This window comes from Rhodopseudomonas pentothenatexigens (assembly GCF_900218015.1).
Lineage (GTDB): Bacteria > Pseudomonadota > Alphaproteobacteria > Rhizobiales > Xanthobacteraceae > Rhodopseudomonas > Rhodopseudomonas pentothenatexigens.
Genome location: NZ_UFQQ01000020.1, coordinates 44,836 through 67,857, shown reverse-complemented (window position 1 = coordinate 67,857; position 23,022 = coordinate 44,836). Strand labels below are relative to the sequence as shown.

At 65.6% G+C, this 23,022-nt stretch carries 18 protein-coding genes; 15 read left to right on the top strand and 3 right to left on the bottom strand.

The window, feature by feature from the left end; all coding sequences use genetic code 11:
• Positions 1-50 precede the first annotated feature (50 nt).
• From sufB to DWA33_RS18035, 12 genes are all read left to right on the top strand, one after another.
• Positions 51-1,547, top strand: a complete 1,497-nt coding sequence (gene sufB / locus DWA33_RS18090) for a Fe-S cluster assembly protein SufB (protein ID WP_114359877.1) — start codon at positions 51-53, stop codon at positions 1,545-1,547.
• 134 nt (positions 1,548-1,681) lie between these two features.
• Complete coding sequence (gene sufC / locus DWA33_RS18085) at positions 1,682-2,440, top strand: Fe-S cluster assembly ATPase SufC (protein WP_114359875.1); 759 nt, start codon at positions 1,682-1,684, stop codon at positions 2,438-2,440.
• A gap of 23 nt (positions 2,441-2,463) precedes the next feature.
• Positions 2,464-3,777 (top strand): Fe-S cluster assembly protein SufD, encoded by a 1,314-nt coding sequence (gene sufD / locus DWA33_RS18080; RefSeq protein WP_114359873.1) that lies wholly within the window; start codon positions 2,464-2,466, stop codon positions 3,775-3,777.
• Positions 3,774-5,021 (top strand): cysteine desulfurase, encoded by a 1,248-nt coding sequence (locus DWA33_RS18075; protein ID WP_114359872.1) that lies wholly within the window; start codon positions 3,774-3,776, stop codon positions 5,019-5,021. The genes sufD and DWA33_RS18075 overlap by 4 nt, the downstream gene beginning before the upstream one ends.
• Positions 5,018-5,386 carry an SUF system Fe-S cluster assembly protein gene (locus tag DWA33_RS18070; protein ID WP_054163221.1) on the top strand — a complete coding sequence of 123 codons (369 nt, stop codon included), beginning with the start codon at positions 5,018-5,020 and terminating at the stop codon, positions 5,384-5,386. The genes DWA33_RS18075 and DWA33_RS18070 overlap by 4 nt, the downstream gene beginning before the upstream one ends.
• A gap of 7 nt (positions 5,387-5,393) precedes the next feature.
• Entirely contained in the window at positions 5,394-5,810 is a 417-nt protein-coding gene (locus DWA33_RS18065; RefSeq protein ID WP_114359870.1) for a VOC family protein, read from the top strand.
• Between the two features lie 129 nt (positions 5,811-5,939).
• Positions 5,940-6,311: a HesB/IscA family protein gene (locus DWA33_RS18060; protein ID WP_080964224.1), complete on the top strand. Its 372-nt coding sequence runs from the start codon at positions 5,940-5,942 to the stop codon at positions 6,309-6,311.
• A gap of 159 nt (positions 6,312-6,470) precedes the next feature.
• Positions 6,471-8,435, top strand: coding sequence for a CTQ-dependent glycine oxidase GoxA (goxA, locus tag DWA33_RS18055; protein ID WP_114359868.1), 1,965 nt, complete (start codon positions 6,471-6,473; stop codon positions 8,433-8,435).
• 5 nt (positions 8,436-8,440) lie between these two features.
• Positions 8,441-9,541 carry an NAD(P)/FAD-dependent oxidoreductase gene (locus DWA33_RS18050; protein ID WP_114359865.1) on the top strand — a complete coding sequence of 367 codons (1,101 nt, stop codon included), beginning with the start codon at positions 8,441-8,443 and terminating at the stop codon, positions 9,539-9,541.
• Positions 9,538-10,011, top strand: coding sequence for a RidA family protein (locus DWA33_RS18045; RefSeq protein ID WP_114359863.1), 474 nt, complete (start codon positions 9,538-9,540; stop codon positions 10,009-10,011). The genes DWA33_RS18050 and DWA33_RS18045 overlap by 4 nt, the downstream gene beginning before the upstream one ends.
• A gap of 205 nt (positions 10,012-10,216) precedes the next feature.
• On the top strand, positions 10,217-11,767 hold the full coding sequence (locus DWA33_RS18040; RefSeq protein WP_244601338.1) for a tetratricopeptide repeat protein: 1,551 nt from the start codon (positions 10,217-10,219) through the stop codon (positions 11,765-11,767).
• Between the two features lie 68 nt (positions 11,768-11,835).
• Positions 11,836-12,390, top strand: a complete 555-nt coding sequence (locus DWA33_RS18035; RefSeq protein ID WP_347337904.1) for a TfoX/Sxy family protein — start codon at positions 11,836-11,838, stop codon at positions 12,388-12,390.
• Positions 12,391-12,397: 7 nt separating this feature from the next.
• Here the strand turns inward: DWA33_RS18035 and DWA33_RS18030 are convergent, their stop codons facing one another.
• The 3 genes from DWA33_RS18030 to DWA33_RS18020 all read right to left on the bottom strand — a co-directional run bounded on the left by DWA33_RS18030 (position 12,398) and on the right by DWA33_RS18020 (position 16,265).
• A complete protein-coding gene (locus DWA33_RS18030) occupies positions 12,398-13,465 on the bottom strand; it encodes a GGDEF domain-containing protein (protein WP_114359857.1) in 1,068 nt (355 codons plus the stop codon).
• A gap of 97 nt (positions 13,466-13,562) precedes the next feature.
• A complete protein-coding gene (locus DWA33_RS18025; RefSeq protein WP_114359855.1) occupies positions 13,563-14,969 on the bottom strand; it encodes a DEAD/DEAH box helicase in 1,407 nt (468 codons plus the stop codon).
• A 273-nt stretch (positions 14,970-15,242) separates the two neighbouring features.
• Positions 15,243-16,265: an AraC family transcriptional regulator gene (locus DWA33_RS18020; RefSeq protein WP_114359853.1), complete on the bottom strand. Its 1,023-nt coding sequence runs from the start codon at positions 16,263-16,265 to the stop codon at positions 15,243-15,245.
• Between the two features lie 325 nt (positions 16,266-16,590).
• Here DWA33_RS18020 and DWA33_RS18015 point away from each other — a divergent pair, with 325 nt between their 5' ends.
• The 3 genes from DWA33_RS18015 (at position 16,591) to cas1 (ending at position 23,022) form a co-directional block, all read left to right on the top strand.
• Entirely contained in the window at positions 16,591-18,276 is a 1,686-nt protein-coding gene (locus DWA33_RS18015) for a methyl-accepting chemotaxis protein (RefSeq protein WP_114359851.1), read from the top strand.
• A 312-nt stretch (positions 18,277-18,588) separates the two neighbouring features.
• Positions 18,589-22,032 (top strand): type II CRISPR RNA-guided endonuclease Cas9, encoded by a 3,444-nt coding sequence (cas9, locus tag DWA33_RS18010; RefSeq protein WP_114359848.1) that lies wholly within the window; start codon positions 18,589-18,591, stop codon positions 22,030-22,032.
• A 30-nt stretch (positions 22,033-22,062) separates the two neighbouring features.
• The gene (gene cas1, locus DWA33_RS18005; protein ID WP_244601337.1) at positions 22,063-23,022 is read left to right on the top strand and encodes a type II CRISPR-associated endonuclease Cas1; all 960 of its coding nucleotides are present in this window, start codon (positions 22,063-22,065) and stop codon (positions 23,020-23,022) included.

Genomic DNA, 23,022 nt, shown 5'->3' with positions numbered 1-23,022 from the left:
TGTCTTTCGCAGATCCACCGCGGTCCTTGAAACCGTGAGCGGAGGTTTATATGGCTGCCGTCCAAGAGACCGTCGATCGGGTCCGCCAGATCGACGTCGATCAATATCGCTATGGATTCGAGACCCTGATCGAATCCGAGAAGGCTCCCAAGGGGCTTTCCGAAGACATCGTCCGCTTCATTTCGGCCAAGAAGAACGAGCCGGACTGGATGCTGCAGTGGCGGCTGGAGGCCTATCGCCGCTGGCTGACGATGACCGAGCCGACCTGGGCGCGGGTGGATTATCCGAAGATCGATTTCCAGGATCTCTACTACTACGCCGCGCCGAAGCCGAAGAAGACCGTCGGCTCGCTCGACGAGATCGATCCGGAAATTCTCAAGACCTACGAGAAGCTCGGCATCCCGCTGCGTGAAGTGGCGCTGCTCGAGGGCGTCGAGCCGGCGCCGGGCGGGCCGGATTCGCCGAGCCGCAAGATCGCGGTCGACGCGGTGTTCGACTCGGTGTCTGTGGCGACCACGTTCCAGGCCGAGCTGAAGAAGGCCGGCGTGATCTTCATGCCGATCTCGGAGGCGATCAAACAGCATCCCGAGCTGGTGAAGAAATATCTCGGCACGGTGGTGCCGACCTCCGACAATTTCTACGCCACGCTGAATTCGGCGGTGTTCTCCGACGGCTCGTTCGTCTACGTGCCGCCGGGCGTGCGCTGTCCGATGGAGCTGTCGACCTATTTCCGCATCAACGAGCGCAACACCGGCCAGTTCGAGCGGACGCTGATCATCGCCGACAAGGGCTCCTACGTCAGCTATCTCGAAGGCTGCACGGCGCCGCAGCGCGACGAGAACCAGCTCCACGCCGCGGTGGTCGAACTGGTGGCGCTGGACGACGCCGAGATCAAATACTCGACGGTGCAGAACTGGTACCCGGGCAATTCGGAAGGCAAGGGCGGCATCTACAACTTCGTCACCAAGCGTGGCGACTGCCGCGGCGCCAATTCCAAGATTTCCTGGACCCAGGTCGAGACCGGTTCGGCGATCACCTGGAAATATCCGAGCTGCATCCTGCGCGGCGACAATTCGCGCGGCGAGTTCTACTCGATCGCGATCTCGAACGGCTATCAGCAGGTCGATAGCGGCACCAAGATGATCCATCTCGGCAAGAACACGTCGAGCCGGATCATCTCGAAGGGCATTGCGGCCGGCAAGTCGCAGAACACCTATCGCGGCCTCGTCACCGCGCATCGCAAAGCCGCCGGTGCGCGTAACTTCACCGCCTGCGACTCGCTGCTGATCGGCGACCAGTGCGGCGCGCACACCGTGCCGTACATCGAGGCCAAGAACGCCTCGGCGCTGTTCGAGCACGAAGCCACGACGTCGAAGATCTCCGAGGACGTGCTGTTCTATTGCATCCAGCGCGGTCTCAGCCAGGAAGAGGCCGTCGGTCTCGTGGTCAACGGCTTCGTCAAGGACGTGCTGCAGCAGCTGCCGATGGAATTCGCGGTCGAAGCGCAGAAGCTGATTTCGATCAGTCTCGAAGGTTCGGTCGGGTAACGCCGGCACGCTTCACGAGGTGGCCGCGCCGCGGCCGCCTCGCTGGACCCGCAACGATAAACTCATATCAACTCATCCTTCGAGGCGCGCGCCGCCGTCGATCCTCAGGGTGAGAGCCAAACAGGAAGGTCGTTATGGCTGCATTGCTGGAAGTGAAGGATCTCCAGGTCAGCGTCGCGGATCGCGAGATTCTGCACGGGCTGACGCTCACGGTGAACCAAGGCGAGGTGCACGCCATCATGGGGCCGAACGGCTCCGGCAAGTCGACGCTGAGCCACGTCATCGCCGGCAAGCCGGGCTATGAAGTCACCGGCGGTCAGATCCTGTTCAAGGGCGAGGACCTCTTGGAGATGGAGCCGAACGAGCGCGCCGCCAAGGGCGTGTTCCTGGCGTTCCAGTATCCGGTCGAAATCCCCGGCGTCGCCACCATGAACTTCCTGCGCACCGCGCTGAACGCACAGCGCAAGGCGCGCGGCGAGGACGAATTGTCGACACCGGATTTCCTCAAGCGGGTGCGCGAGGTCTCGGCCTCGCTCGGCATTCCGCAGGAGATGCTGAAACGCGGCGTCAATGTCGGCTTCTCGGGCGGTGAGAAGAAGCGCAACGAGGTGCTGCAGATGGCGCTGTTCCAGCCCAGCCTGTGCATCCTCGACGAGATGGACTCCGGCCTCGACATCGATGCGCTGCGGATCGCCTCGGAAGGCGTCAACGCGCTGCGCTCGCCGGAGCGGGCGATGGTGGTGATCACCCATTACCAGCGGCTGCTCGACTACATCGTGCCGGACTACGTTCACGTGATGTCGAAGGGCAAGGTGGTGAAGAGCGGCGGCAAGGAGCTGGCGCTCGAACTCGAGGCCAACGGCTACGCGCAGTATCAGGAAGCCGCGGCCTGACGGCCGCTGATCGGGACACGGCCATGAACATCGCAGTGGCGAAAGCCGAGAAGCCGGACACAGCGAGCGACAATTTCGCCGCGGCCGGCGCCCGTCTGCCCGTCGCCGGCAAGCTCGTCGACGCGCGCCGCCAAGCCTTCGACGCTTTCCAGCGCGTCGGGCTGCCGCACCGCCGGATCGAGGATTGGAAGTACACCGACCTGCGCGCCTTGATGCGCGAGGTGCTGCCGGTTGCGCCTGCGCCCGACGCCTCCGCGCTGGTGCGGGCCGAGGCCGCCGCCGGCTTGCACGCGATTGCCGGCGTGCGCCGGCTGGTGCTGGTCGACGGCGTGCTCGCCGGCGGCCTATCCGAGTTGTCCGACCTCGAGGCGGGATTGTCGGTCCGCAGCCTGCGGGAGGCGCTGGAGGCGGGTGAGAATGCCGCGCTGGCGCTCGACACCGCCGATCCGATGGCGGCGCTCAACACCGCGCTGATGACCGACGGCGTCGTGATCGAGATCGCCGCCGGGACCAGACTGGCCCGGCCGCTGCACATCCTGCACATCGCGTCCGGCGGCGCGCCGGTGGCGATGTTCACCCGGTCGCGGATCGCGCTCGGCAACGACGCCGCGGCGACCGTGGTCGAGAGCTACGTGGCGGGCGAGGGCGCCGACACCTACCAGGTCCATGATGCGGCGGTGATCGCGGTCGGCGACAACGCTCGGCTCGACTACGTCCGGATCGTCGAAGACTCGCGGGAGGCGTTCAACGTCACCTCGGCGGCGGTTTCGGTCGGCACGCATGCGCACTTCAACGCGTTCGGCATCACCACCGGCGCGCTCGTCAGCCGCTATCAGGCGGTGGTGACGGTCGCCGGCTCGCATTCCAAGGTCGAAACCAACGGCGTCAATCTCCTCAACGGCAAACAGCACGCCGACACCACGCTGGTGATGAACCACGACGTGCCGGACTGCGTCAGCCGCGAGGGCTTCCGCGCTGTCGTCGACGACCGCGGTCACTCGGTGTTTCAGGGCCGCATCAACGTCCGCCAGCCGGCTCAGCAGACCGACGCCAAGATGATGACCCGGGCGCTGCTGCTGTCCGACGAAGCCGAGGTCGACAACAAGCCGGAGCTGGAAATCTTCGCGGACGACGTCGCCTGCGGCCACGGCGCCGCCGTCGGTGCCCTCGACGATTCCTTGCTGTTCTATCTGCGTGCCCGCGGCCTGCCGCAGAAGGACGCCGAGGCGATGCTGATCCAGGCGTTCGTCGGCGAGGCGATCGAAGCAATCGCAGACGACGATCTGCGTGAGCTGGTGACCGCGGCCGCGGTGCGCTGGCTGGAGGCGAGGCGATGAGTACGCATCCGGCGGTCAGCAACGGCAGCTATGACGTCGCCCGCGTGCGCGAGGACTTTCCGGCACTGTCGCTGGACGTCTACGGCAAGAAGCTGGTGTATCTCGACAACGCCGCCTCGGCGCAGAAGCCGCGTCAGGTGCTGACGCGGATGACGCAGGCCTACGAGAGCGAATACGCCAACGTGCATCGCGGCCTGCACTATCTCGCCAACGCCGCGACCGAGGCCTATGAGGGCGGTCGCACCCGCGTGCAGCATCTGCTGAACGCCAAGCGGCCAGAAGAGATCATCTTCACCCGCAACGCCACCGAGGCGATCAATCTGGTGGCGTCGTCGTGGGGTGCGCCGAACATCGGCGAGGGCGACGAGATCGTGCTCTCGATCATGGAGCACCATTCCAACATCGTGCCGTGGCACTTCCTGCGCGAGCGCCAGGGTGCGGTGATCAAATGGGCGCCGGTCGACGACGAGGGCAACTTCCTGCTCGACGAGTTCGAGAAGCTGCTGAGCGCCCGGACGAAACTGGTCGCGATCACCCAGATGTCGAACGCGCTGGGCACCGTCGTTCCGGTCAAAGAGGTCGTGAGGATCGCCCATGCCCGCGGCATTCCGGTGCTGGTCGACGGCAGCCAGGCAGCGGTGCACCTCACCATCGATGTCCAGGACATCGATTGCGATTTCTATGTGATGACCGGCCACAAGATCTACGGTCCGACCGGGATCGGCGCGCTGTACGGCAAGTACGATGTGCTCGCCAAGATGCGGCCCTTCAACGGCGGCGGCGAGATGATCCGCGAGGTCGCGCAGGACTGGGTGACCTATGGCGATCCGCCGCATCGATTCGAGGCCGGCACGCCGGCGATCGTCGAGGCGGTCGGGCTCGGCGCGGCGATCGACTACGTCAATTCGATCGGCAAGGAGCGGATCGCCGCCCATGAACACGATCTTTTGACCTACGCCCAGGAGCGGCTGCGCGAGATCAATTCGTTGCGGATCATCGGCTCCGCCAGGGACAAGGGGCCGGTGATTTCCTTCGAAATGAAGGGCGCTCACCCGCACGACATCGCCACCGTGATCGACCGCCAGGGGATCGCCGTCCGCGCCGGCACCCATTGCGTGATGCCGCTGCTGGAGCGGTTCCAAGTCACTGCGACGTGCCGGGCGTCGTTCGGCATGTATAATACCCGTGAGGAAGTGGACCAACTCGTCAGTGCGCTGATCAAGGCGCGGGATCTGTTCGCATGACCGATACGATCGAAGCCAAAGCCAACATGCAGACCGTCTCGGCTCTGCCGCCGGAGGAGACCGAGCGGCTCGGCACCGAGATCGTCGGCGCCCTGAAGACGGTGTTCGACCCGGAAATTCCGGCCGACATCTACGAGCTCGGGCTGATCTACAAGGTCGAGATCAAGGACGACCGCACCGTCGATCTCGACATGACGCTGACGACGCCGAACTGCCCGGCTGCGGCCGAACTGCCGACCATGGTGGAGAACGCGGTCGCCAGCGTTCCCGGCGTCGGGGTGGTCAACGTCAACATCGTCTGGGAGCCGCCGTGGACGCCGGAGCGGATGAGCGACGAGGCCCGGCTCGTGCTGAACATGTGGTGAGGACGGATTGGGTCTGCGTCTGAACGGCGTGATCGAGACGGCGCTGTATGTCGATGACCTCGATCGCGCCCGAAGCTTCTACCAGGACGTCCTGCTGCTGAGTCCGATGTCGAGCGACCAGCGGTTCTGTGCTTTCGATGTGGGCGGCCGCAGCGTGCTGCTGTTGTTCAGGCGGGGGAGCACGCTGGAGACGGTCGAACTGCCGGGCGGCACGATCCCGCCGCACGACGGCAGCGGACCGGTCCACATGGGCCTGTCGGTCGATCGCGACCGGCTCGGCGAATGGGAAGCGCGCCTTTCGGAGCATGGCGTGGCGATCGAAGGCCGCACGGAGTGGCCGCGCGGCGGGTCGAGTATCTACTTCCGCGACCCGGACCGCCATCTGTTGGAACTTGTGACGCCGGGTGTCTGGCCGATCCATTAGGCCGCATACGGCGACGACGTGGTAACACCTTTCGAACTGGCATTTGCGTGACTATCTGAAGGTCCGGCTGGTCGCCGGTGAAGCGGCGAACGTCTCCGGGCAGGCCCGGCAACAGGAGTGGGAAACACCATGGCTACGGCACGTCCTCGGCCTCAAGTGATGCGCCTCACCGACGCGGCGGCCGGCCGCGTCAAGGAACTGATGGGCCGCGCCGACAGCGAGATCCTCGGCCTGCGCGTCGGGATCAAGAACGGCGGCTGCGCCGGGCAGTCCTACACGGTCGAGTACGCACACGACGTCAAGCCGAACGACGAAGTGATCGAAGACAAGGGCGTCAAGATCCTGGTCGATCCCAAGGCGGTGCTGTTCCTGCTCGGCACCGAGATGGACTACAAGGCCGACAGGATGCAGGCGCAGTTCGTCTTCAACAACCCGAACCAGATCTCCGCCTGCGGCTGCGGCGAGTCGGTGGAGCTCAAGCCGGCTTCGATCGACGGTTGATCGCGGGCTGACCGGCAGCCCCACCGGCGAGCTGGGGCCATCCGGTGGCGCTCCCGCTGCATACCTGCTGCCTGAGCGTACAAATCGCTCATTAAACGCTCTTTAATCACCAGTAAGCCAATACCATCTCCGTCATATCGATGTCGGGGAGGGCAACAGGTGAAGCGTCGCGATTTTCTGCTTGGGGCTGCGGCCATCGGGCTGGGTGGGCCACTGCTGGCGAAGGCGGCGATTTCGTCGCTGCACGCGCAACCGGCGGCGCCCAAGGGGGCCAAGATCGCCAAGGTCGCGATCTTCCCGGCGATCGGTTTCTCCCGCGTCGGCAATGCCGAGGAGTGGTTCCTGGCGCCCGAAGTGCCGGGACTGCTCGACGAGCCCGAAGGCGGATTCAAGGACAAGCAGGGCCGGATCAAGAAACAGGTGCAGCGTTTCCGGCTGTTCGGCTACGACGACCAGGGCCGCGTGGTGCGCGAGCTGGACGGCGCCGATGGCGTGACTTGGAGCGTACACGTCGCCAACACCAAGGCGGCTTGGTACGGCTTCGTCAACGCAATGGACCGTGGCGACAGCGCGCCCGGCGTCCCGGGTGCGCAGCGCAATCCCTTCATTGCGGCGGACAAGCGCGAGGCGATGCTGTGCATCGACGGCGGCCGGCTGGAGATCGCCGGCGCCTCGACCAACCCCACGGGCGGCGACGACCGATATCGGATGAAGGGCCGGTTCTGGCAGACGCTCGACGTCTCGCTGGGCCATCTGCGCACCGACGACAAGGGGCGCCTGTTGGTGTTCGCCGCCGACGGTGTGTCGCGCACGGCACTGCCGCAGAATCCGGTGCGCGACTTCACCAACAATGACGGCTGGCACGACGACTGGGCCGACGGCTGGGTCAAGGCGACCGTCACCGTCGACGGCCGGAAGCTGGATTGCGATCCGGCCTGGGTGGTGTGTTGTGGGCCGAAATTCGCGCCGCAGCTCGAGCCGATCGTGACGTTGTACGATGCTGCGCGCGAAGCGATGGTGGCGCTCGGCCAGTTGCAGAGCCCCACCGACAAGGTGTCGTTCCGCCGCGACGTGTTGCCGATCCTGCGCCGCGCCGGCGCGATGCAGTGGGTGGCGACGGCGTCGTTCCTCGGCGCCGCCTGGAACGACATCGGCGATCTGTCCAACCCGGCGACGATCGAGACGCTGGCCAAGCCCGGCGCCGATGCCAAGGCCGAGCGCAAGAAGGTGTTCGATGCGTTCCGCAAGCCGGACGGCAGCGATCAGCGCGGCTACGCGATTCCGATCATGCTCGGCGACGGCGTCAACTATCAGGACAGCCCGCACGCCTGGCTGGCGCTGACGCCGACACAATATCGCGTGCTCGAACTGTGGGCCGACGGCAAGTTCGAGGCGGACTACGCCGACAAGAGCGCGGACTCGGTTCGCACGCTCGACGATCTGCCGACCGAATTGCGCCCCGAAGCGATGACGCGCGCCGCGCTCGACGCCTGCTCGGGCGGAGCCTTCCATCCCGGCGTCGAAATCACCTGGCCGATCCGCCACAAGGAGCTGTATCGCGGACCGAACGAGACCAAGCTGCCGTTCCGTCTGGCGCTGTCGAACCGCAAGAGTTTGGCGCAGGACGTCGGGCTGCAGCTCAATCCGGTCAACGTGTTCGCCGGCAATCCCGACAAGCCGGAGCAGGGCAAGCCGATCGGCCCGCAGGCGCCGGGCGATCTGACCCGCTGGATGGGCGTGCCGTGGCAGGGCGATGCCTTCAGCTGCCAGGCGGTGCTGACCGCGAGCGGCTTCCCGACGCCGGTGTGGTGGCCGGCGCTGCTGCCGGTCGATGTGCTGCCGGAAGCGTTCTATCAGCAGATGATGCGGACCGACCTGACCGAAGAGGAGCGGCTGCGGTTCTATCACACGCGGGTGCCGTGGGCGCGCGGCGCCGCGGGCATCGGTCTGCACGTCGAAGCCGGCTACACCGATGGCCTGCGCCGCATGATCGAGCTGTGGACGCAGATGGGCGTCGTGGTGCGTCGTCCAGGTCCGAAGGGGCTGCCCGGAGTGCCCGATCAGCTCTACGTCGAGGTCCAGCGCGGTTCGATGGACATCGCGGCGCCGACGCTGCCGCGCTGATCTCGATGGGCCGGATTGCCGTGATCGGCGCCGGGCTGGCGGCGCTTGCCGCCGCCCGCACTGTGGTGCTGGCCGGACGACGGCCGCTGCTGATTGCGCCGGATCGCGATGTGATCAGCCGTGGTGAGACGTTGTCGCCGGCGGCCGCGCCATTGCTCGACCGGCTGGATTGGGCCGACCTCCTGGACGCTGCAACCGCACTGCCGACTCACGGCAGGTTTTCGGTGTGGGGCGATGCGACCTTGCGGCGGGCCGCGCAGGGCGACGGCGGCTGGCACCTCGACCGCGCCGGCTTCGAGCGCCGGATGCGGGCCAAGCTGCACCGTGATGCGATCGAGTTCCATCCGATCATCGTCACCATGCTGGTACATCACTGCGACGGAGTCGTGCTCGAACTCGGTGACGGCCGCGTCGTGTTCGCCGACGCGGCCGTCGACTGCAGTGGTCGCGCCGCGCTGTCGTCGGGGGCCACCGCGGGGCGGCGCCGCACCGACCGGCTGGTGGCGGTGTGGCGTGTGCTCGACCTGCCTGACGAGACCGAGGCCGCCGCCGCGACGCTGGTCGAAGCGGTGGCGCTGGGATGGTGGTACATGGCGCCGCTGCCGGGCCGTCGCATGATGCTCGGCCTGTTCACCGACACCGATCTGTTGCCGCCCGGCGCCGCGCAGGACGGCGCCACATGGACCGGCCTGGCAGCGTCGACGATCGCGATCGCTTCGCGGCTATACAGCCTGGGGCTGGATGCGACCGCCGCCCGTGAACCGCCCCAGGTCGCGGCTGCCGCCACCGTGACGGCCAGCCGATTGATCGAGGGGCGGATCTTGCGCGCCGGCGATGCCGCGGCGGCGCTCGACCCGCTCGGCGCCAACGGCCTCGCCACCGCGCTGTGGAGCGGCATGGCGGCCGCCGAGGCGGCGCTGACCCTGACTGATGGCCAGTCTGAGCGGGCGGAAGCCTATGAGCGCGATTACTTGCAGGGGATCGCGCAGCACCTCGTCACCCAGCAGGCGATGTACGCCGCCGAGCCGCGCTTCGCCGATGCGCCGTTCTGGCAGCGCCGCCGCACCAATGCATCCTCCCATCCCCACCAGGAGACCTCGCCATGAACGCCTCTCTGCGAACGCTGCTTGCTGCTGCCGCCCTTGCCGTCGCGATACCGGCGGTGGCTGCCGCCGAATCCAGTGCGGTCAAGATCATCGCGCCGACCGACAAGACGATCACGCCGAGCGGCACCTGGAGCATCGGCGCCCGCGCCGGCGACTTCGTGTTCATCGGCGGGATGCGGGGCACCGACCGCGTCACCGGCAAGATGGTCGACGGCGACGAGGCGCGGATCCGGCGGATGTTCGACAACATGCTGGCGGCGGCCGAAGCTGCCGGCGCCACCAAGGCCGACGCGGTGCGGCTCACCGTGTTCGTCACCGACGTCGCCAAATATCGGCCGGTGGTCAACAAGGTGCAGAAGGACATCTGGGGCGACGGCCCGTATCCGCCGCGCACCGTGCTGCAGGTGCCGGCGCTCGACCAGGGCGACATCGCCGAGATCGACGGTACGTTCTACGCGCCGGCGAAGTAACACCGCCGCCCCGCGGGCTCACGTTTGAACCGGTGCGGGCCATCGCGCGACTGGAAGGAAGCACGATTTCCTTTCGGAGGCGCCGATGGCCCGGCCGTATTTTGCCCTTACGTCGATTTTGCTGGCGAGCTGTTGCTGGTTCTCGGACGTTGGTATCAGTTTGTCGGCCCGCGCCCAGAGCGAGGACGCGGCGCAGAAATGCCAGTTGCCGATCACCTCCGTGGAGGCAAGCTTCGCGGCATGCACGGCGGCGATCGATTCCGGTGCGCTGAGCGGCAAGGCGCTGGCCGGTGCCTATCTCAAGCGGGGCTTCCTGCGCACCCATCGACGCGATCTCGCGGGCGCCGAGGCGGATCTCGACGCGGCGATCGAGGCCAATCCGGACGCTGCGGACGCCTACACCACGCGCGCCAATTTCTGGAACGTCAGCGGCAAGCCCAACCGTGCGCTCGCCGATGCCGATCACGCGATCAAGCTCGACCCGAACCTGCCGTTGGCGCATTTCGTCCGGGGCAGCGCTGAACTGAAGCTCGGGCACTACGATCGCGCTGTCGCGGACTATTCGCGCGCCATCGAGCTGCGGCCGAAGGAAAGTGGCGAGGTTTATGCGGTGCGCGGCTTTGCGTATCATCGCAAGGGCGACGACGTTCGCGCCGTGGCCGACTACACCGAGGCATTGAAAGTGGCGCCGGAGGACGTTGGCACGCTGCTCAATCGCGGCGATGCGCGGCGCAATCTGCGCGACACCGCCGGCGCGGCCGCCGACTACACCGAAGCGATCAAGCTTGCACCGGCCGATGCCGGGGGCTTCAAGGGGCGCGGCTTCATTCGGCTGCTGACGCACGACACCGGAGGAGCGGTGGCCGACTTCACCGAGGCGATCCGGCTGTCGCCGAACGAGAGCGGCCTGTATCTCAACCGCGCCTCGGCGCTCGAACTGCAGAACCAGAGCCTTCGTGCGCTGGCCGACGAGGACATGGCGATCCGGCTGGAGCCGCAGCATCCGCTCGCCTACGTCAATCGGGCCGAGACGCTGAGGCTGCTCGGGGACAAGGTGGCGGCGCGCGCGTCGGTGACCAAGGCATTGTTACTCGCGCCGGGCTTTCCGCCGGCGGTCGATGTGCTGAAGAAACTCGGTGAGGCGAAGCGTAGCAAGGAGCCGTCACCCGAGGCGGCGCAGCAGGCGTATCGGCGCTGCACCTTCCCGGTGACGGATCTCGGCCCGGGTGAGGAGGGCATCAAGCAGATCATCAAGGTCTGCACGCTGCTGGTCAATTCGCAGGGCGGCAGCGACGCCAATCGCGCGCTGGTGCACCTGCAGCGCGGCAGCATGTATCGCCGGCAGGGCGACTATCAGCGCGCTCTGATCGATTTCAGCGAGTCGCTGCGTTACGATCCGAAATCGGCGCTGGCCTATAGCGGCCGCGGCAACGCCTATCGCGGGCTGAAGCTGCTCGATCAGGCGCTCGCCGATCACACCGAAGCGATCCGGCTCGATCCGAAATACGCCACCGCCTACAACAATCGCGGCAACGTCTGGCGCGACAAGAACGATCTGGCCAAGGCGATCGCCGATTTCGATCGTGCGATCGCGATCAGCCCGAACTACGCGATGGCGTATTTCAACCGCGGCAACTCGCGGCTGGAGTCCGGCGACAAAGAAGGCGCGGTCGCCGACTTTCAGCAGACCGTCAAGCTCAGCCCGCAGTTCAAGGAGGCCGCCGAGCGGCTGCAGGAACTCGGCGTGAAGATGTAGCGGCGCCACATCCGGCGGGGGCAAATGCACTCGCGTTCACGGCGTTTGTTGTTCTATCGTAGGATTGCGTGGCGGAGGCGCCGCTTCCGCCCGCGACCGAACCTGATGAGCCAGCCATGGACCGTGAGTTCCTCGCCGATCTGTTCGCTCCTTTCGGCCCGGTGACGATCCGCCGGATGTTCTCCGGCTTCGGGATCTCGGCGGACGGCGTCACGTTTGCACTGGTGATCCGCGATGCGATTTATCTACGCACCGATGCGGACGGTGCGGCGCGATTCGAGGGCGAAGGCAGCCGCCCGTTTTGTTACGACACCCGCACCAAGACGGTGACGGTCGGCTCGTACTGGCTGCTGCCGGAGCGGCTGCTCGACGATCCGGATGAACTCGCTGACTGGGCCCGAACCGCCTATGCCGCGGCCGAGCGTGCCGCTCTCGACAAGGCATCAAAGACGCGGCGAGTGGCAAAGAAGACAGCCAAGCCTGACAGCAGCAAGGCGTCGACGCGCACCAAGCCGACGGGCGCCCAGCCGAAGCTGAAGAAGGCCGCCAAGGCGGCAGGTCCAGCCAAGAAGGCGAAGACGGTCAAAGCCGCTGCGGCCAAACGCAGCCGGTCCGTGCGCTAGCCGCGCGTCAGGCTACCGCGGCCTGCGTCACGCAGGAGAATTCCGGGTCGCTCTCGCAGATCACCCGGTTGCGGCCGTTGCGTTTGGCCGCGTAGAGGCAGGAATCGGCGCGCTCGATCAGCGCTTCGGCGTCGTCGTGCGGCTTCAGCGTCGAGACGCCGGCCGACAGCGTCACCCGGCCGAGGATTTCGCCGGTCGACTTCTTCTTCAGCTCCTTGGACATCACCAGCCGGCGGATGTTGTCGGCGACGATGATCGCCTGGCGCAGCGGCGTGTTCGGCAGCACGACGGCGAATTCCTCGCCGCCGTAGCGCGCCGTGATGTCCTGACCCTTGATGCTCTGCTTCAGCGTCAACCCGACCAGCCGCAGCACCTGGTCGCCGGTGAGGTGGCCGTAGGTGTCGTTGAACGACTTGAAGTGATCGATGTCCATCATCAATAGCGACAGCGGCTGCTGGCTGGTGCTTGCGGTGCGGATGGCTTCGTGCACGGCCCGGTCGAAATGCTTGCGATTGCCGAGGCCGGTGAGCGGGTCGGTGAGGCTCTCGGCGCGGATCGCATCCAGGCTGACCTGGAGATTGGCGATCTCCTGCTTGGAGGTCGACAGCCGCTCTTCGAGCGCGCTGTTGGCCTGCTGCATGTCGCGGGTGGTGGCGACCAGGCGCTCGACGATCGCCTTGATCTGATCGTGGTCGGTCGCCAGCGACAGCTTCTGACTTTCGCCGCGCAGATCGTCGCCGAAGCTGGCGGTGCTGCCGAGGGTTTCGGCGAGCAGCGCCATGATGTCGTCGATCTCGCTGGCGACGCGCGCGCCGATCCGGTCGATCCGGTCGGTGGTGCGGCCGTGCGACAGATAGCTGTCGTGAAGCTGGTCGAGGTCGGCGTCGGTGAGGCTGCCGCGCTCCGCCAGCGTGTCGTTGATCGCCTTGTTCAGTTCCGGATTGTAGCCGGTGGCGTAGACGTACCAGATCTCGTAATTGCGCGGCACCGCGCCGTGGCGGAGGTTCTTGATCTGGGAGAGGGCCACCTCGGCATAGGCCATGGTGCGGTCATGGTCGTCCTGCAGCGCGGCCACCAGCCAGCCTCCGGTCGGGCGTTCTCAACGCGTGTTTGAAACGGTGTAAGGCTACGGCGCGGGTGGTGAAGACCTCGTAAACACCGCCAATCGCCCATCAGCCCCGCGCGCGCACCGGGCGCAACAGAAACGCCGGCAAATGCGAATGATCCCCTTCTTCCGAGGAGGGGTCGCGGGCGGGGGGGGCGGAGCCGAAAGATGCGTGGGCTGTCGGGCTCGTGGGCGGCTGGCTCGTGGGCGGCTGGGCGCTGCGCGGCTCGCGGCGCGGCTTGCGCTCGCGCGGTTCCCGCGGCTCGCGATGGCGGCCCTCCGGCGCGGCGCGGCGCGAGCGCGACGGACGCTCGGCCTCGGTCTCCGCGGCGGCGTCGGTGTCGACGCCGGGGCCGACCTCGGCGCGGGCAATGCTCTGGCCGATCAGCTTCTCGACCGCCGCGATCGACTTCTGGTCGGACGGCGCCACGATGGTCACCGCGGTACCGGCACGGCCGGCCCGGCCGGTGCGGCCGATGCGGTGCACGTAATCGTCGGGATGATGCGGCACGTCGAAATTGAAGACGTGGCTGACCTCGGGAATATCGAGGCCGCGCGCGGCGACGTCGGAGGCGACCAGGATCGGCAGATCGCCCTTGCGGAACGCTTCCAGCGCGGCCATCCGTGCGGTCTGGTCCATGTCGCCGTGCAGCGCGCCGACGCTGAAGCCGTGGCGCTGCAGCGACTTCGCCAGCAGCGCGACCTCGCGCTTGCGGTTGCAGAAGATGATCGCGTTCTTCAGGTCGGTGGCGGCGCGGATCAGCCGGCGCAGCGTCTCGCGCTTCTCGTGCGGCTCGCGGCCGCACGGCACCTGAGACTGCGTCACCGTCACCGCGGTGGAGGCCGGCTTGCTGACCTCGATCTTTTCCGGATTGTGCAGGAAGGTCTCGGTGATGCGCCGGATTTCGGTCGGCATCGTCGCGGTGAAGAACAGGGTCTGCCGGGTGAACGGCACCAGCTTGCAGATCCGTTCGATGTCGGGGATGAAGCCCATGTCGAGCATGCGGTCGGCTTCGTCGATGATCAGCATCTCGACACCGGTGAGCAGCAGGCCGCCACGTTCGGTGTGGTCGAGCAGCCGGCCCGGGGTGGCGATCAGCACGTCGACGCCGCGGGTCAGTTTGAGGTCCTGATCGCCGAACGACACGCCGCCGATCAGCAGGGCGACGTTGAGCTTCTGGCCGGCGCCGTATTTGTCGAACTGCTCCTTGACCTGGGCGGCGAGTTCGCGGGTCGGCTCCAGGATCAGCGTGCGCGGCATCCGGGCGCGGGCGCGGCCCTTTTCCAGCAGCGTCAGCATCGGCAGCACGAATGCGGCGGTCTTGCCGGTGCCGGTCTGGGCGATGCCGAGGACGTCCCTGCGGGCGAGGACGTGGGGGATCGCCTGCTGTTGAATGGGAGTGGGCGAAACGTAACCGGCGGCGGCGACGGCGGCTTGGACTTTCTCGGAAAGTCCCAGATTGGAAAAAGACATCGAGCCTCTGTTGTCGGGGCGCGGCCTGATCCTAACACCTTCGGCCGGAACTCTGGGTCACGCCACTAAATCGAACCGCCGCATGGATTCTTCGGAAATCACTGTCGCGCTCAACCCCGGAGCGGCTAGCAATCGTGCACGGGGAAGTCGGATCGCGGACAGGCGGCTCAATCAGGGCATCACTTGGACGCAATACCGGGCCGCATCACGGCCGGAACATAGTCCGGAATCGCGCAAAGTCAATGCGCCGGCGCATGAAACGGCTGAAAAAGCTTAATGTTTTTGCGTCTCGGGGCCCCGGTCTGGGCGGCAGCGGCGCAGCGTTTCGGTGGGTGATTCCCCGAACGCCTCCCGGTAGTCCTGGGCGAACCGGCTCGGATTGGCAAAGCCGCAGCGCAGCGCGACGCCGACCAGCGTGGACGCGGCGCCGGTCTCGAGCAGTTCCTTGGCGTGGTTGAGTTTGGCGCGCTTGATGTAGGCCGAAGGCGAGTAGCCGCGATGCTTGAGGAAGGCGCGGGTGAGGGTCGAGATGCTGACGCCGGCGATCCGCGCGACGTCCTCGACGCTGATGTCCTGGTCGCGGTGGCTCTCGACGTAGTGCTCCGCCGTCTGCACGTAGCGCGGCACGTCGTCGTTCGCCGCGTTGGCGTTCTCCAGCAGGTGGCCGAGATTGTGCCGGCTGCAATACAGCAGCGCGGTGATGCAGGATTGCTCCAGATGGAGCAACACGTTCTTCGGCCACACCGAGTAGCCGGAGTCCAGCCGCGCGGCGAGCAGGGTCGTCAGCTCTCTGAAGCCGAGATAGCGCGGCTCGTCGTTGGCGATCGCCGGCTCGAACAGGATCGGCTGGCGCGGCTTGAAGCCGAGCAGCGACGAGACCGTCCGCTCCAGCACCCGCTGCGGCATCCGCAGCAGCAATTGCCGCGAGTTCTGGCCGAATTCGAGCTGTGCGCTCACGCCCGGCGAGCAAATACAAGCTTCGCCTTGCGACAGTTCGACGCGGCGATCACCGCTGACGAGTAGCGCGTCGCCTTCCAGGCAAAGATGCACCAGAGCGATCTCGCGCTCCGGGATCAGCAGCCGGGTCGCTCCGGAGCTGTGGAGGAAATACAAGCCGATATGCGGCAGCTCGGCGAGGTTGGTCCGCATGAAGAAGTCGCTGGGACTCAAGGCGATCATCTCGACGCCGTAGCGGCGCAGGATGTCTCTCGCTTCATCCGGATCGTGGCTCCGCACCAGCGGAAAATCCTGAAGTAACTCCTGACCCGAATATGAAACGATGTCTTCCGAACTCATCTGACGCTCACGCTGACTCCAGTGGATGGTCGCGCTATTTCGACTCTTGCGACGGCTTTGTCGACCCGTCTCCCGGTTTTGTCCTAACTGACAGAATTTGTACTTACTCGCGCTTAGCTGCCCGCTGATACAGACGATGATCGATGTTGTGTGTTCGGGGCACCGTCGTCGGAATAGCGATCTGTTTGATCAATTTGCGCATCGCGCGACCATGTCGTGATGCGGTGAGTTTATCGGAAGTCCGCGCCGTCGACGCTAACAACATTGGCCAGTGCTCGAACGTTCGGTGCGACGGATCGGCACATTAAGGGTTGGGGTACCTTCCATGCAGCTTTCCAACGTCAAATTGCTCTACAAGATCATCGCGTGTTTCGTTTTGCTCAGTGTGGTGGTCGGGTTCGGACTGTGGTTCGCGACCTCGAAGATGGAGGAGATCAATCGAACCTACGCGTCGATGCTCGACAACGAAGTGCAGGGCATGAAAGCGAACTTCCGCGCCAACGCCCGGCTGTACAATTTCGGCCGGCTGTCGTGGCGGATCATCGCCGAGACCGATCCGGCCGAAATGCAGAAGCTCAGCCGGGAAATTGCGGCCAACCATAAGGAATTCAGCGATTTCGTCGCGCTGGCAAAAAAGGGGCTCCCGGCCTATGCGGCGGACTTCGATCGCATCGGTCTGATGTTCGACGATCTGATGACCAAGAAGTACCCGCCCCTCGAGAAGGCCACAATGGCCAACAACAACGAACTGGCGCTTCGTCTGGTCAAGGACATGGCGAGCGACAACCAGGCCGTGCGTGAGGCGCAATTTTCGATCAGCAATCGGTTGGACAAGGAGCTGGCCGAGCGGTCGCGTTCGGCGTCGGACGACGTCGCCGGCACCGTCAGATTGACCGTGATGCTGGTCGGCGGCGGCTTCCTCGCCGTGCTGGCGCTGGCGTTCGCAATCGTGCAGTTCGGCGTCGCCCGTCCGATCGGCCGGCTGGTCGGCGATCTGCAGGCGATGGCGCGCGGGCAGGACGTCGAGGTCTCGGGCACCGAGCGCGGCGATGAAATCGGCCAGACCGCCAATGCGGTCAACGGCATCAAGCTGATGCTGGCCGAAAAGGCCCGGCAAGAGGCCGCGGCCAAGGCCGATCAGGACCGCATCATCGCGGTCCAGCGCAAGCAGGAGATGGAGAAGCTCGCGCACCAGTTCGAGGCTGCGGTCGGCGAGGTCATCCGCGCGGTGTCGTCCGCCTCGACCGAACTCGAAGCGTCGGCGACGACGCTGACGTCGAGCGCGCAGCGTGCGCAGGAAGTCACCACGTCGGTCGCGGCGGCTTCCGAGCAGGCGTCGGCGAACGTGCAGTCGGTGGCGTCGGCGACCGAGGAGATGGCGTCGTCGGTGACCGAGATCAGCCGCCAGGTTCAGGACTCCGCGCGCATCGCTCACGAGGCGGTGACGCAGGCGCAGTGGACCAACGAGCGGGTCGCGGAACTGTCGCAGGCCGCGACGCGGATCGGCGACGTGGTCGAGCTGATCAACACCATCGCCGGCCAGACCAATCTGCTGGCGCTCAACGCGACCATCGAAGCGGCGCGTGCCGGCGAAGCGGGCCGCGGCTTTGCGGTGGTGGCGGCCGAAGTGAAGGCGCTTGCCGAACAGACCGCGAAGGCGACCGGCGAGATCAGTCAGCACATCGGCGGCATCCAGGCTGCGACCCACGAGTCGGTGGACGCGATCCGCGAGATCGGCGCCACGATTTCGAAGATGTCGGAGATCGCCTCGACGATCGCATCGGCGGTGGAAGAGCAGGGCGCGGCGACGCAGGAGATCTCCCGCAACGTTCAGCAGGCGGCGCAGGGCACCCAGCAGGTCTCTGCCAGCGTGGTCGACGTGCAGCGCGGCGCCAACGAGACCGGCTCGGCTTCGACCCAGGTGCTGTCCGCGGCGCAGTCGCTCGCCAACGACAGCAACCGGCTGAAGATGGAAGTCGGCAAATTCCTCGAGACCGTCCGCGCCGCATAGGCACGGCGCCGTTGTGATCAAGCTGGCGCCGAACGCGACGTCGGTCTCGGTGGAGCTGACTTATCGCGACGGCGGCGTGTCGGAGATCAAGACGTTCAGGAAGTAATCCGTTACGTCCCGACGCGCAGCAGCCAAAAACCATCATCACGAACGGAAGGGGCATCCCGCAGGATGCCCCATTTTGTGCATAAGCTTGTTAACGGGAGGCCCTCAATCACCAGTCCGCTAAAACCAGTAAGTCTGCCGATAAGGAGCATTGCACGTTAGAATTGTGCAGTGCTGTAATGCGTCCGTCAAGAGACGGAGCAGATAATGTTGGAGAGGCTTCCACAACCGTATCGCCTCGGGCTGGACCTCGGGTCCAATTCGCTCGGCTGGTTTGTCACCACTCTCCAACAACGCGGCGATCGTTTCGAACCGGTCGGCCTCGGGCCCGGCGGGGTGCGGATATTTCCCGATGGCCGCGACCCGCAGAGCAAAGCGTCCAATGCCGTCGACCGCCGGATGGCGCGGGGCGCTCGCAAGCGGCGCGATCGATTCGTCCTGCGCCGCAGCCAACTGATGGATGCGCTGGTGAAGCACGGCCTGATGCCCGAAGAGACCGCGGCGCGCAAAGCTCTGGCCGGGCTCGATCCCTATCAGTTGAGGGCCAGAGCCCTGGTCGACAGGCTGCCGGCGCATCATGTCGGTCGCGCGCTGTTTCATCTCAATCAGCGCCGCGGCTTTCTCTCCAATCGCAAGACGGACAACAAGAAGAACAGCGAGGACGGCGCCATCAAGCAGGCCGCGTCCCGCCTGCGCGACAGCATGGCGAGCCAAGGCGCACAAACCCTCGGCGAGTTCTTCGCGGATCGACGTCACTCGGATACCTACGCGGAACGGCAGACCGCGATCCGAGCTGAACTGCAGCGGATCGGCAAGGACCATCTGACCGGCAATGCCCGCAAGAAGGCGTGGGCGAAGGTGCGCAAGCGCCTATTCGGAGATGACGTGCTCGATCCGGCCATGGCACCAGAAAGCGTCAGAGCGCGTGCGATCATCACCGGAACGAAGGCCTCCTACGACTTCTATCCGACCCGCGATCTGCTGCTCCAGGAATTTCATGCGATCTGGAGAGCGCAGGCGCCACACCATGCGACGATGACCGAGGGGGCGTGCCGGGAGATCGAGCGGATCATTTTCTATCAGCGACCGTTGAAGGACCCGATCGTCGGCAAGTGCTCGCTCGATCCGGCGACACGACCGTTCAACGAGGACCCGGAAGGCTATCGGGCGCCGTGGGCGCATCCGTTGGCACAGCGGTTTCGAATTCTGTCGGAGGCGCGCAATCTGGAGATCCGCGAGACCGGCAGAGGATCGCGAAAACTGACCAAGGCGCAGAGCGATGCCGTCGCCCTCGCTCTGCTGGGCAGCAAGGAGGTCAAGTTCGACAAGTTGCGGACGCTTCTGAAGTTGCCTGCGGAATCCAAGTTCAACCTCGAGTCGGATCGCCGTGCTGCGCTCGACGGCGACGCGACTGCCGCACGGCTGTCGGACAAGAACGGGTTCGGCAAAGCTTGGCGGGGATTTCCCTTGGAGCGCCAGATCGCGATCGTCGAGAAGCTGATGACCGTAGAGGTCGAGGCCGAACTGGTGGACTGGCTGGAGCAGGAATGCGGCCTCGGTCCGGAAGCTGCCGCGCGGGTGGCGAACACCAGCTTGCCGGAGGGCCACTGCCGTTTGGGTTTGCGGGCGATCAAGAAGATCGTTCCGGTGATGCAGAATGAGGTTGGGGACGACGGCGTCAGCGGCGCCGGTTACTACGAGGCAGCTAAGCGCATCGGCTACGACCACGCCAAACTTCCGACCGGGGGCGATCTCGACTATCTGCCGTACTACGGCAAATGGCTCGCCGACGCCGTGGTCGGCAGCGGTGATGCACGCGACGGCAAGGAACGGCAGTTCGGCCAATTTCCCAATCCGACCGTTCATATCGGGTTGGGGCAACTGCGTCGCCTCGTCAACGAGTTGATCCGAACCTACGGGCCCCCGACGGAAATCTCCATCGAGTTCACCCGCGCGTTGAGATTGTCGGAGGATCAAAAGGCGCAAGTGCAGCGCGAACAGCGAAAGAACCAGGACAAGAACCGTGCCCGTGCGGCCGAGCTGGAGCAACTCGGTTTTCCAGCCAATCCGCGCAACCTCCTGAAGATGCGGCTGTGGGAGGAATTGAACTTGCGCGATCCACTGGATCGCAAGTGCGTCTACACGGGCGAGCAGATCGGCATCGAGAGGTTGCTGTCGGAGGAGGTCGATATCGATCACATCCTGCCGGTAGCGATGACGTTGGATGACAGCGCGGCCAACAAGATCGTCTGCATGCGCTACGCCAACCGCCACAAGCGGAAGCAGACTCCGTTCGAGGCTTTCGGCTCCAGCCCGCTTGTCCAGGGCCGCCGCTATGCTTGGGACGATATCGCAACGCGGGCGGCAGCGCTACCGCGCAACAAGCGTTGGCGGTTCGACGCCGATGCGCGCGAACAATTCGACAAGCGCGGCGGCTTTTTGGCGCGACAGCTCAACGAGACCGGCTGGCTGGCGCGACTGGCCAAGGAGTATCTCGGAGCTGTCACGGATCCGAACCGGATCTGGGTGGTCCCCGGCCGTCTCACTGGTTTGCTGCGTGGCAAATGGGGCCTGAACGCGCTGCTACCGGACCACAACTACGCCGGCGTCCAGGACAAGGCCGAGGCATTTCTGGCGTCCACCGACGACATGGAGTTCTCCGGCGTGAAGAATCGTGCCGATCACCGGCACCACGCCATCGACGGTCTGGTCGCCGCGCTGACGGATCGATCGCTGCTGTGGAAGATGGCGAACGCCTACGACGACGAGCGCGAGAAATTCGTCGTCGAATTGCCGTGGCCGTCGATGCGCGACGATCTCAAGGCGGCGCTCGACAAGATGGTCGTGTCGCACAAGCCGGATCACGGCGTGCAGGGCAAGCTGCACGAGGACAGCGCCTACGGATTGCTCGACCGACCCGAGCCTGTCGACGACGACGATCGTGAACCCGCGAATCTCGTCTACCGCAAAGCGGTGGAGACGTTGAACGAGAACGAGATCGGCCGTATCCGGGATCGGCGGCTGCGCGACATTGTCCGCGATCACGTCGATGCCGCGAAACGGAACGGTGTCGCTCTCGCAGACGCGCTGCGGCAGTTGACGGAGCCGTCCGACAATCCGCATTTCAGGCACGGGCTGCGCCATGTGCGGCTTCTCAAGAAAGAGAAGACGGACTATCTCGTGCCCGTCGTCGATCGAGCCACCGGTCGGCCCTACAAAGCCTACAGCGCCGGCGAGAATTTCTGCGTCGAGGTGTTCGAGACCGCCGATGGCAAATGGAGCGGCGAAGCGGTCCGGCGGTTCGATGCCAACAGGTCCAACTGCGGGCCGAAGACGCCGCATGTGCCGAGGTGGCGCACCGAGAGCGCGGGAGCGCGATTGGTGATGCGCATCCACAAGGGCGATTTGATACGGCTCGAACACGAAGGCCGGACCAGGATCATGGTGGTACACCGGCTCGACGCGGCAGCCGGCCGGTTCAAGTTGGCCGCGCACAACGAGACCGGCAATCTCGACAAACGCCATGCGACGGACAACGACATCGATCCTTTCCGTTGGTTGATGGCGTCCTACGGTACGCTGAAGAAGATGGCGGCCGTGCCGGTTCGAGTCGACGAGCTCGGACGGGTCTGGCGTATCGACCCGCGTTAACTACGTCACGATACACGCGTTGCGTGTGTGGTGGTCGAGTCCCATGCTCTTGCTCTGGTGCGTGTGCAGGACCAGCAGGAGAAGATGGCGATGGTCGGCCGAGTGGTTGAAGTGGCGACCGATGGACGGCACCTCGCGGTCAGTCGCGGTTTCATGACCATCGCTGAAAACGGGGCGGAACTCGCGCGGGTGCCGCTCGACGATCTTGCCGCAGTCGTCGCCAACGCGCACGGCCTGACGTACTCCAACAATCTCCTCGTGACACTCGCTGCTCGTGGAGTGCCGATGGTACTGTGCGGAGCCAATCATCGGCCCGCTGCGGTGGTCTGGCCGGTGGATGGCCACCACGCGCAATCCGGAAGGATGAGCGATCAGGCCAGAGCGTCGGCACCGCTGAAGAAGCGGCTGTGGCAGCAGATCGTGCAAGCGAAGATCCTTGCTCAGGGGGCGACGCTCGATGCGGTCGGTGCCGAAGCCGGCGGCTTTCGCTTGCTGGCCCGGAAGGTTCGCGCCGGCGATCCGGACAATGTCGAAGCAGAGGCCGCGCGGCGCTATTGGCCGTTGCTGCTGGGACGCGAATTCCGTCGCGATCAGGAGGGCGAAGGCCTCAATGCGCTGTTGAACTACGGCTATGCGATCCTGCGGGCCGCCACGGCGCGCGCCGTGATGGCGGCCGGCCTTCATCCGAGCCTCGGCCTGATGCATTCCAATCGCGGGAACCCGATGGTTCTGGTGGACGACTTGATGGAGCCGTTTCGGCCGCTCGTCGATCGCGAAGTATATCGGCTGAAGGAGAGTGGTGTCGTCGAGCTGACCAGCGAAGCCAAGGCCGCGCTGGCTCGCACGATGGTGGTCGACCTGCCGGTCGACGACGGCCTCAGTCCGATGATGACCTGCCTCGAACGTCTCGCAACGTCGCTTGCCAAGGCTTGCGCCGGCGAGACGGATCGCCTGATCCTGCCGAAACCCGGCCTGCCGCTCGGCTTTTGA

What these genes read in the sequence shown, in the direction of transcription:
- DWA33_RS18070 (WP_054163221.1), top strand. Translation starts at nt 5,018, where the DNA reads ATGACCGATACGATCGAAGCCAAAGCCAACATGCAGACCGTCTCGGCT.
- sufD (WP_114359873.1), top strand. Translation starts at nt 2,464, where the DNA reads ATGAACATCGCAGTGGCGAAAGCCGAGAAGCCGGACACAGCGAGCGAC.
- DWA33_RS18015 (WP_114359851.1), top strand. Translation starts at nt 16,591, where the DNA reads ATGCAGCTTTCCAACGTCAAATTGCTCTACAAGATCATCGCGTGTTTC.
- DWA33_RS18020 (WP_114359853.1), bottom strand. Translation starts at nt 16,265, where the DNA reads ATGAGTTCGGAAGACATCGTTTCATATTCGGGTCAGGAGTTACTTCAG.
- DWA33_RS18045 (WP_114359863.1), top strand. Translation starts at nt 9,538, where the DNA reads ATGAACGCCTCTCTGCGAACGCTGCTTGCTGCTGCCGCCCTTGCCGTC.
- DWA33_RS18060 (WP_080964224.1), top strand. Translation starts at nt 5,940, where the DNA reads ATGGCTACGGCACGTCCTCGGCCTCAAGTGATGCGCCTCACCGACGCG.
- sufB (WP_114359877.1), top strand. Translation starts at nt 51, where the DNA reads ATGGCTGCCGTCCAAGAGACCGTCGATCGGGTCCGCCAGATCGACGTC.
- cas9 (WP_114359848.1), top strand. Translation starts at nt 18,589, where the DNA reads ATGTTGGAGAGGCTTCCACAACCGTATCGCCTCGGGCTGGACCTCGGG.
- DWA33_RS18025 (WP_114359855.1), bottom strand. Translation starts at nt 14,969, where the DNA reads ATGTCTTTTTCCAATCTGGGACTTTCCGAGAAAGTCCAAGCCGCCGTC.
- DWA33_RS18075 (WP_114359872.1), top strand. Translation starts at nt 3,774, where the DNA reads ATGAGTACGCATCCGGCGGTCAGCAACGGCAGCTATGACGTCGCCCGC.
- sufC (WP_114359875.1), top strand. Translation starts at nt 1,682, where the DNA reads ATGGCTGCATTGCTGGAAGTGAAGGATCTCCAGGTCAGCGTCGCGGAT.
- DWA33_RS18050 (WP_114359865.1), top strand. Translation starts at nt 8,441, where the DNA reads ATGGGCCGGATTGCCGTGATCGGCGCCGGGCTGGCGGCGCTTGCCGCC.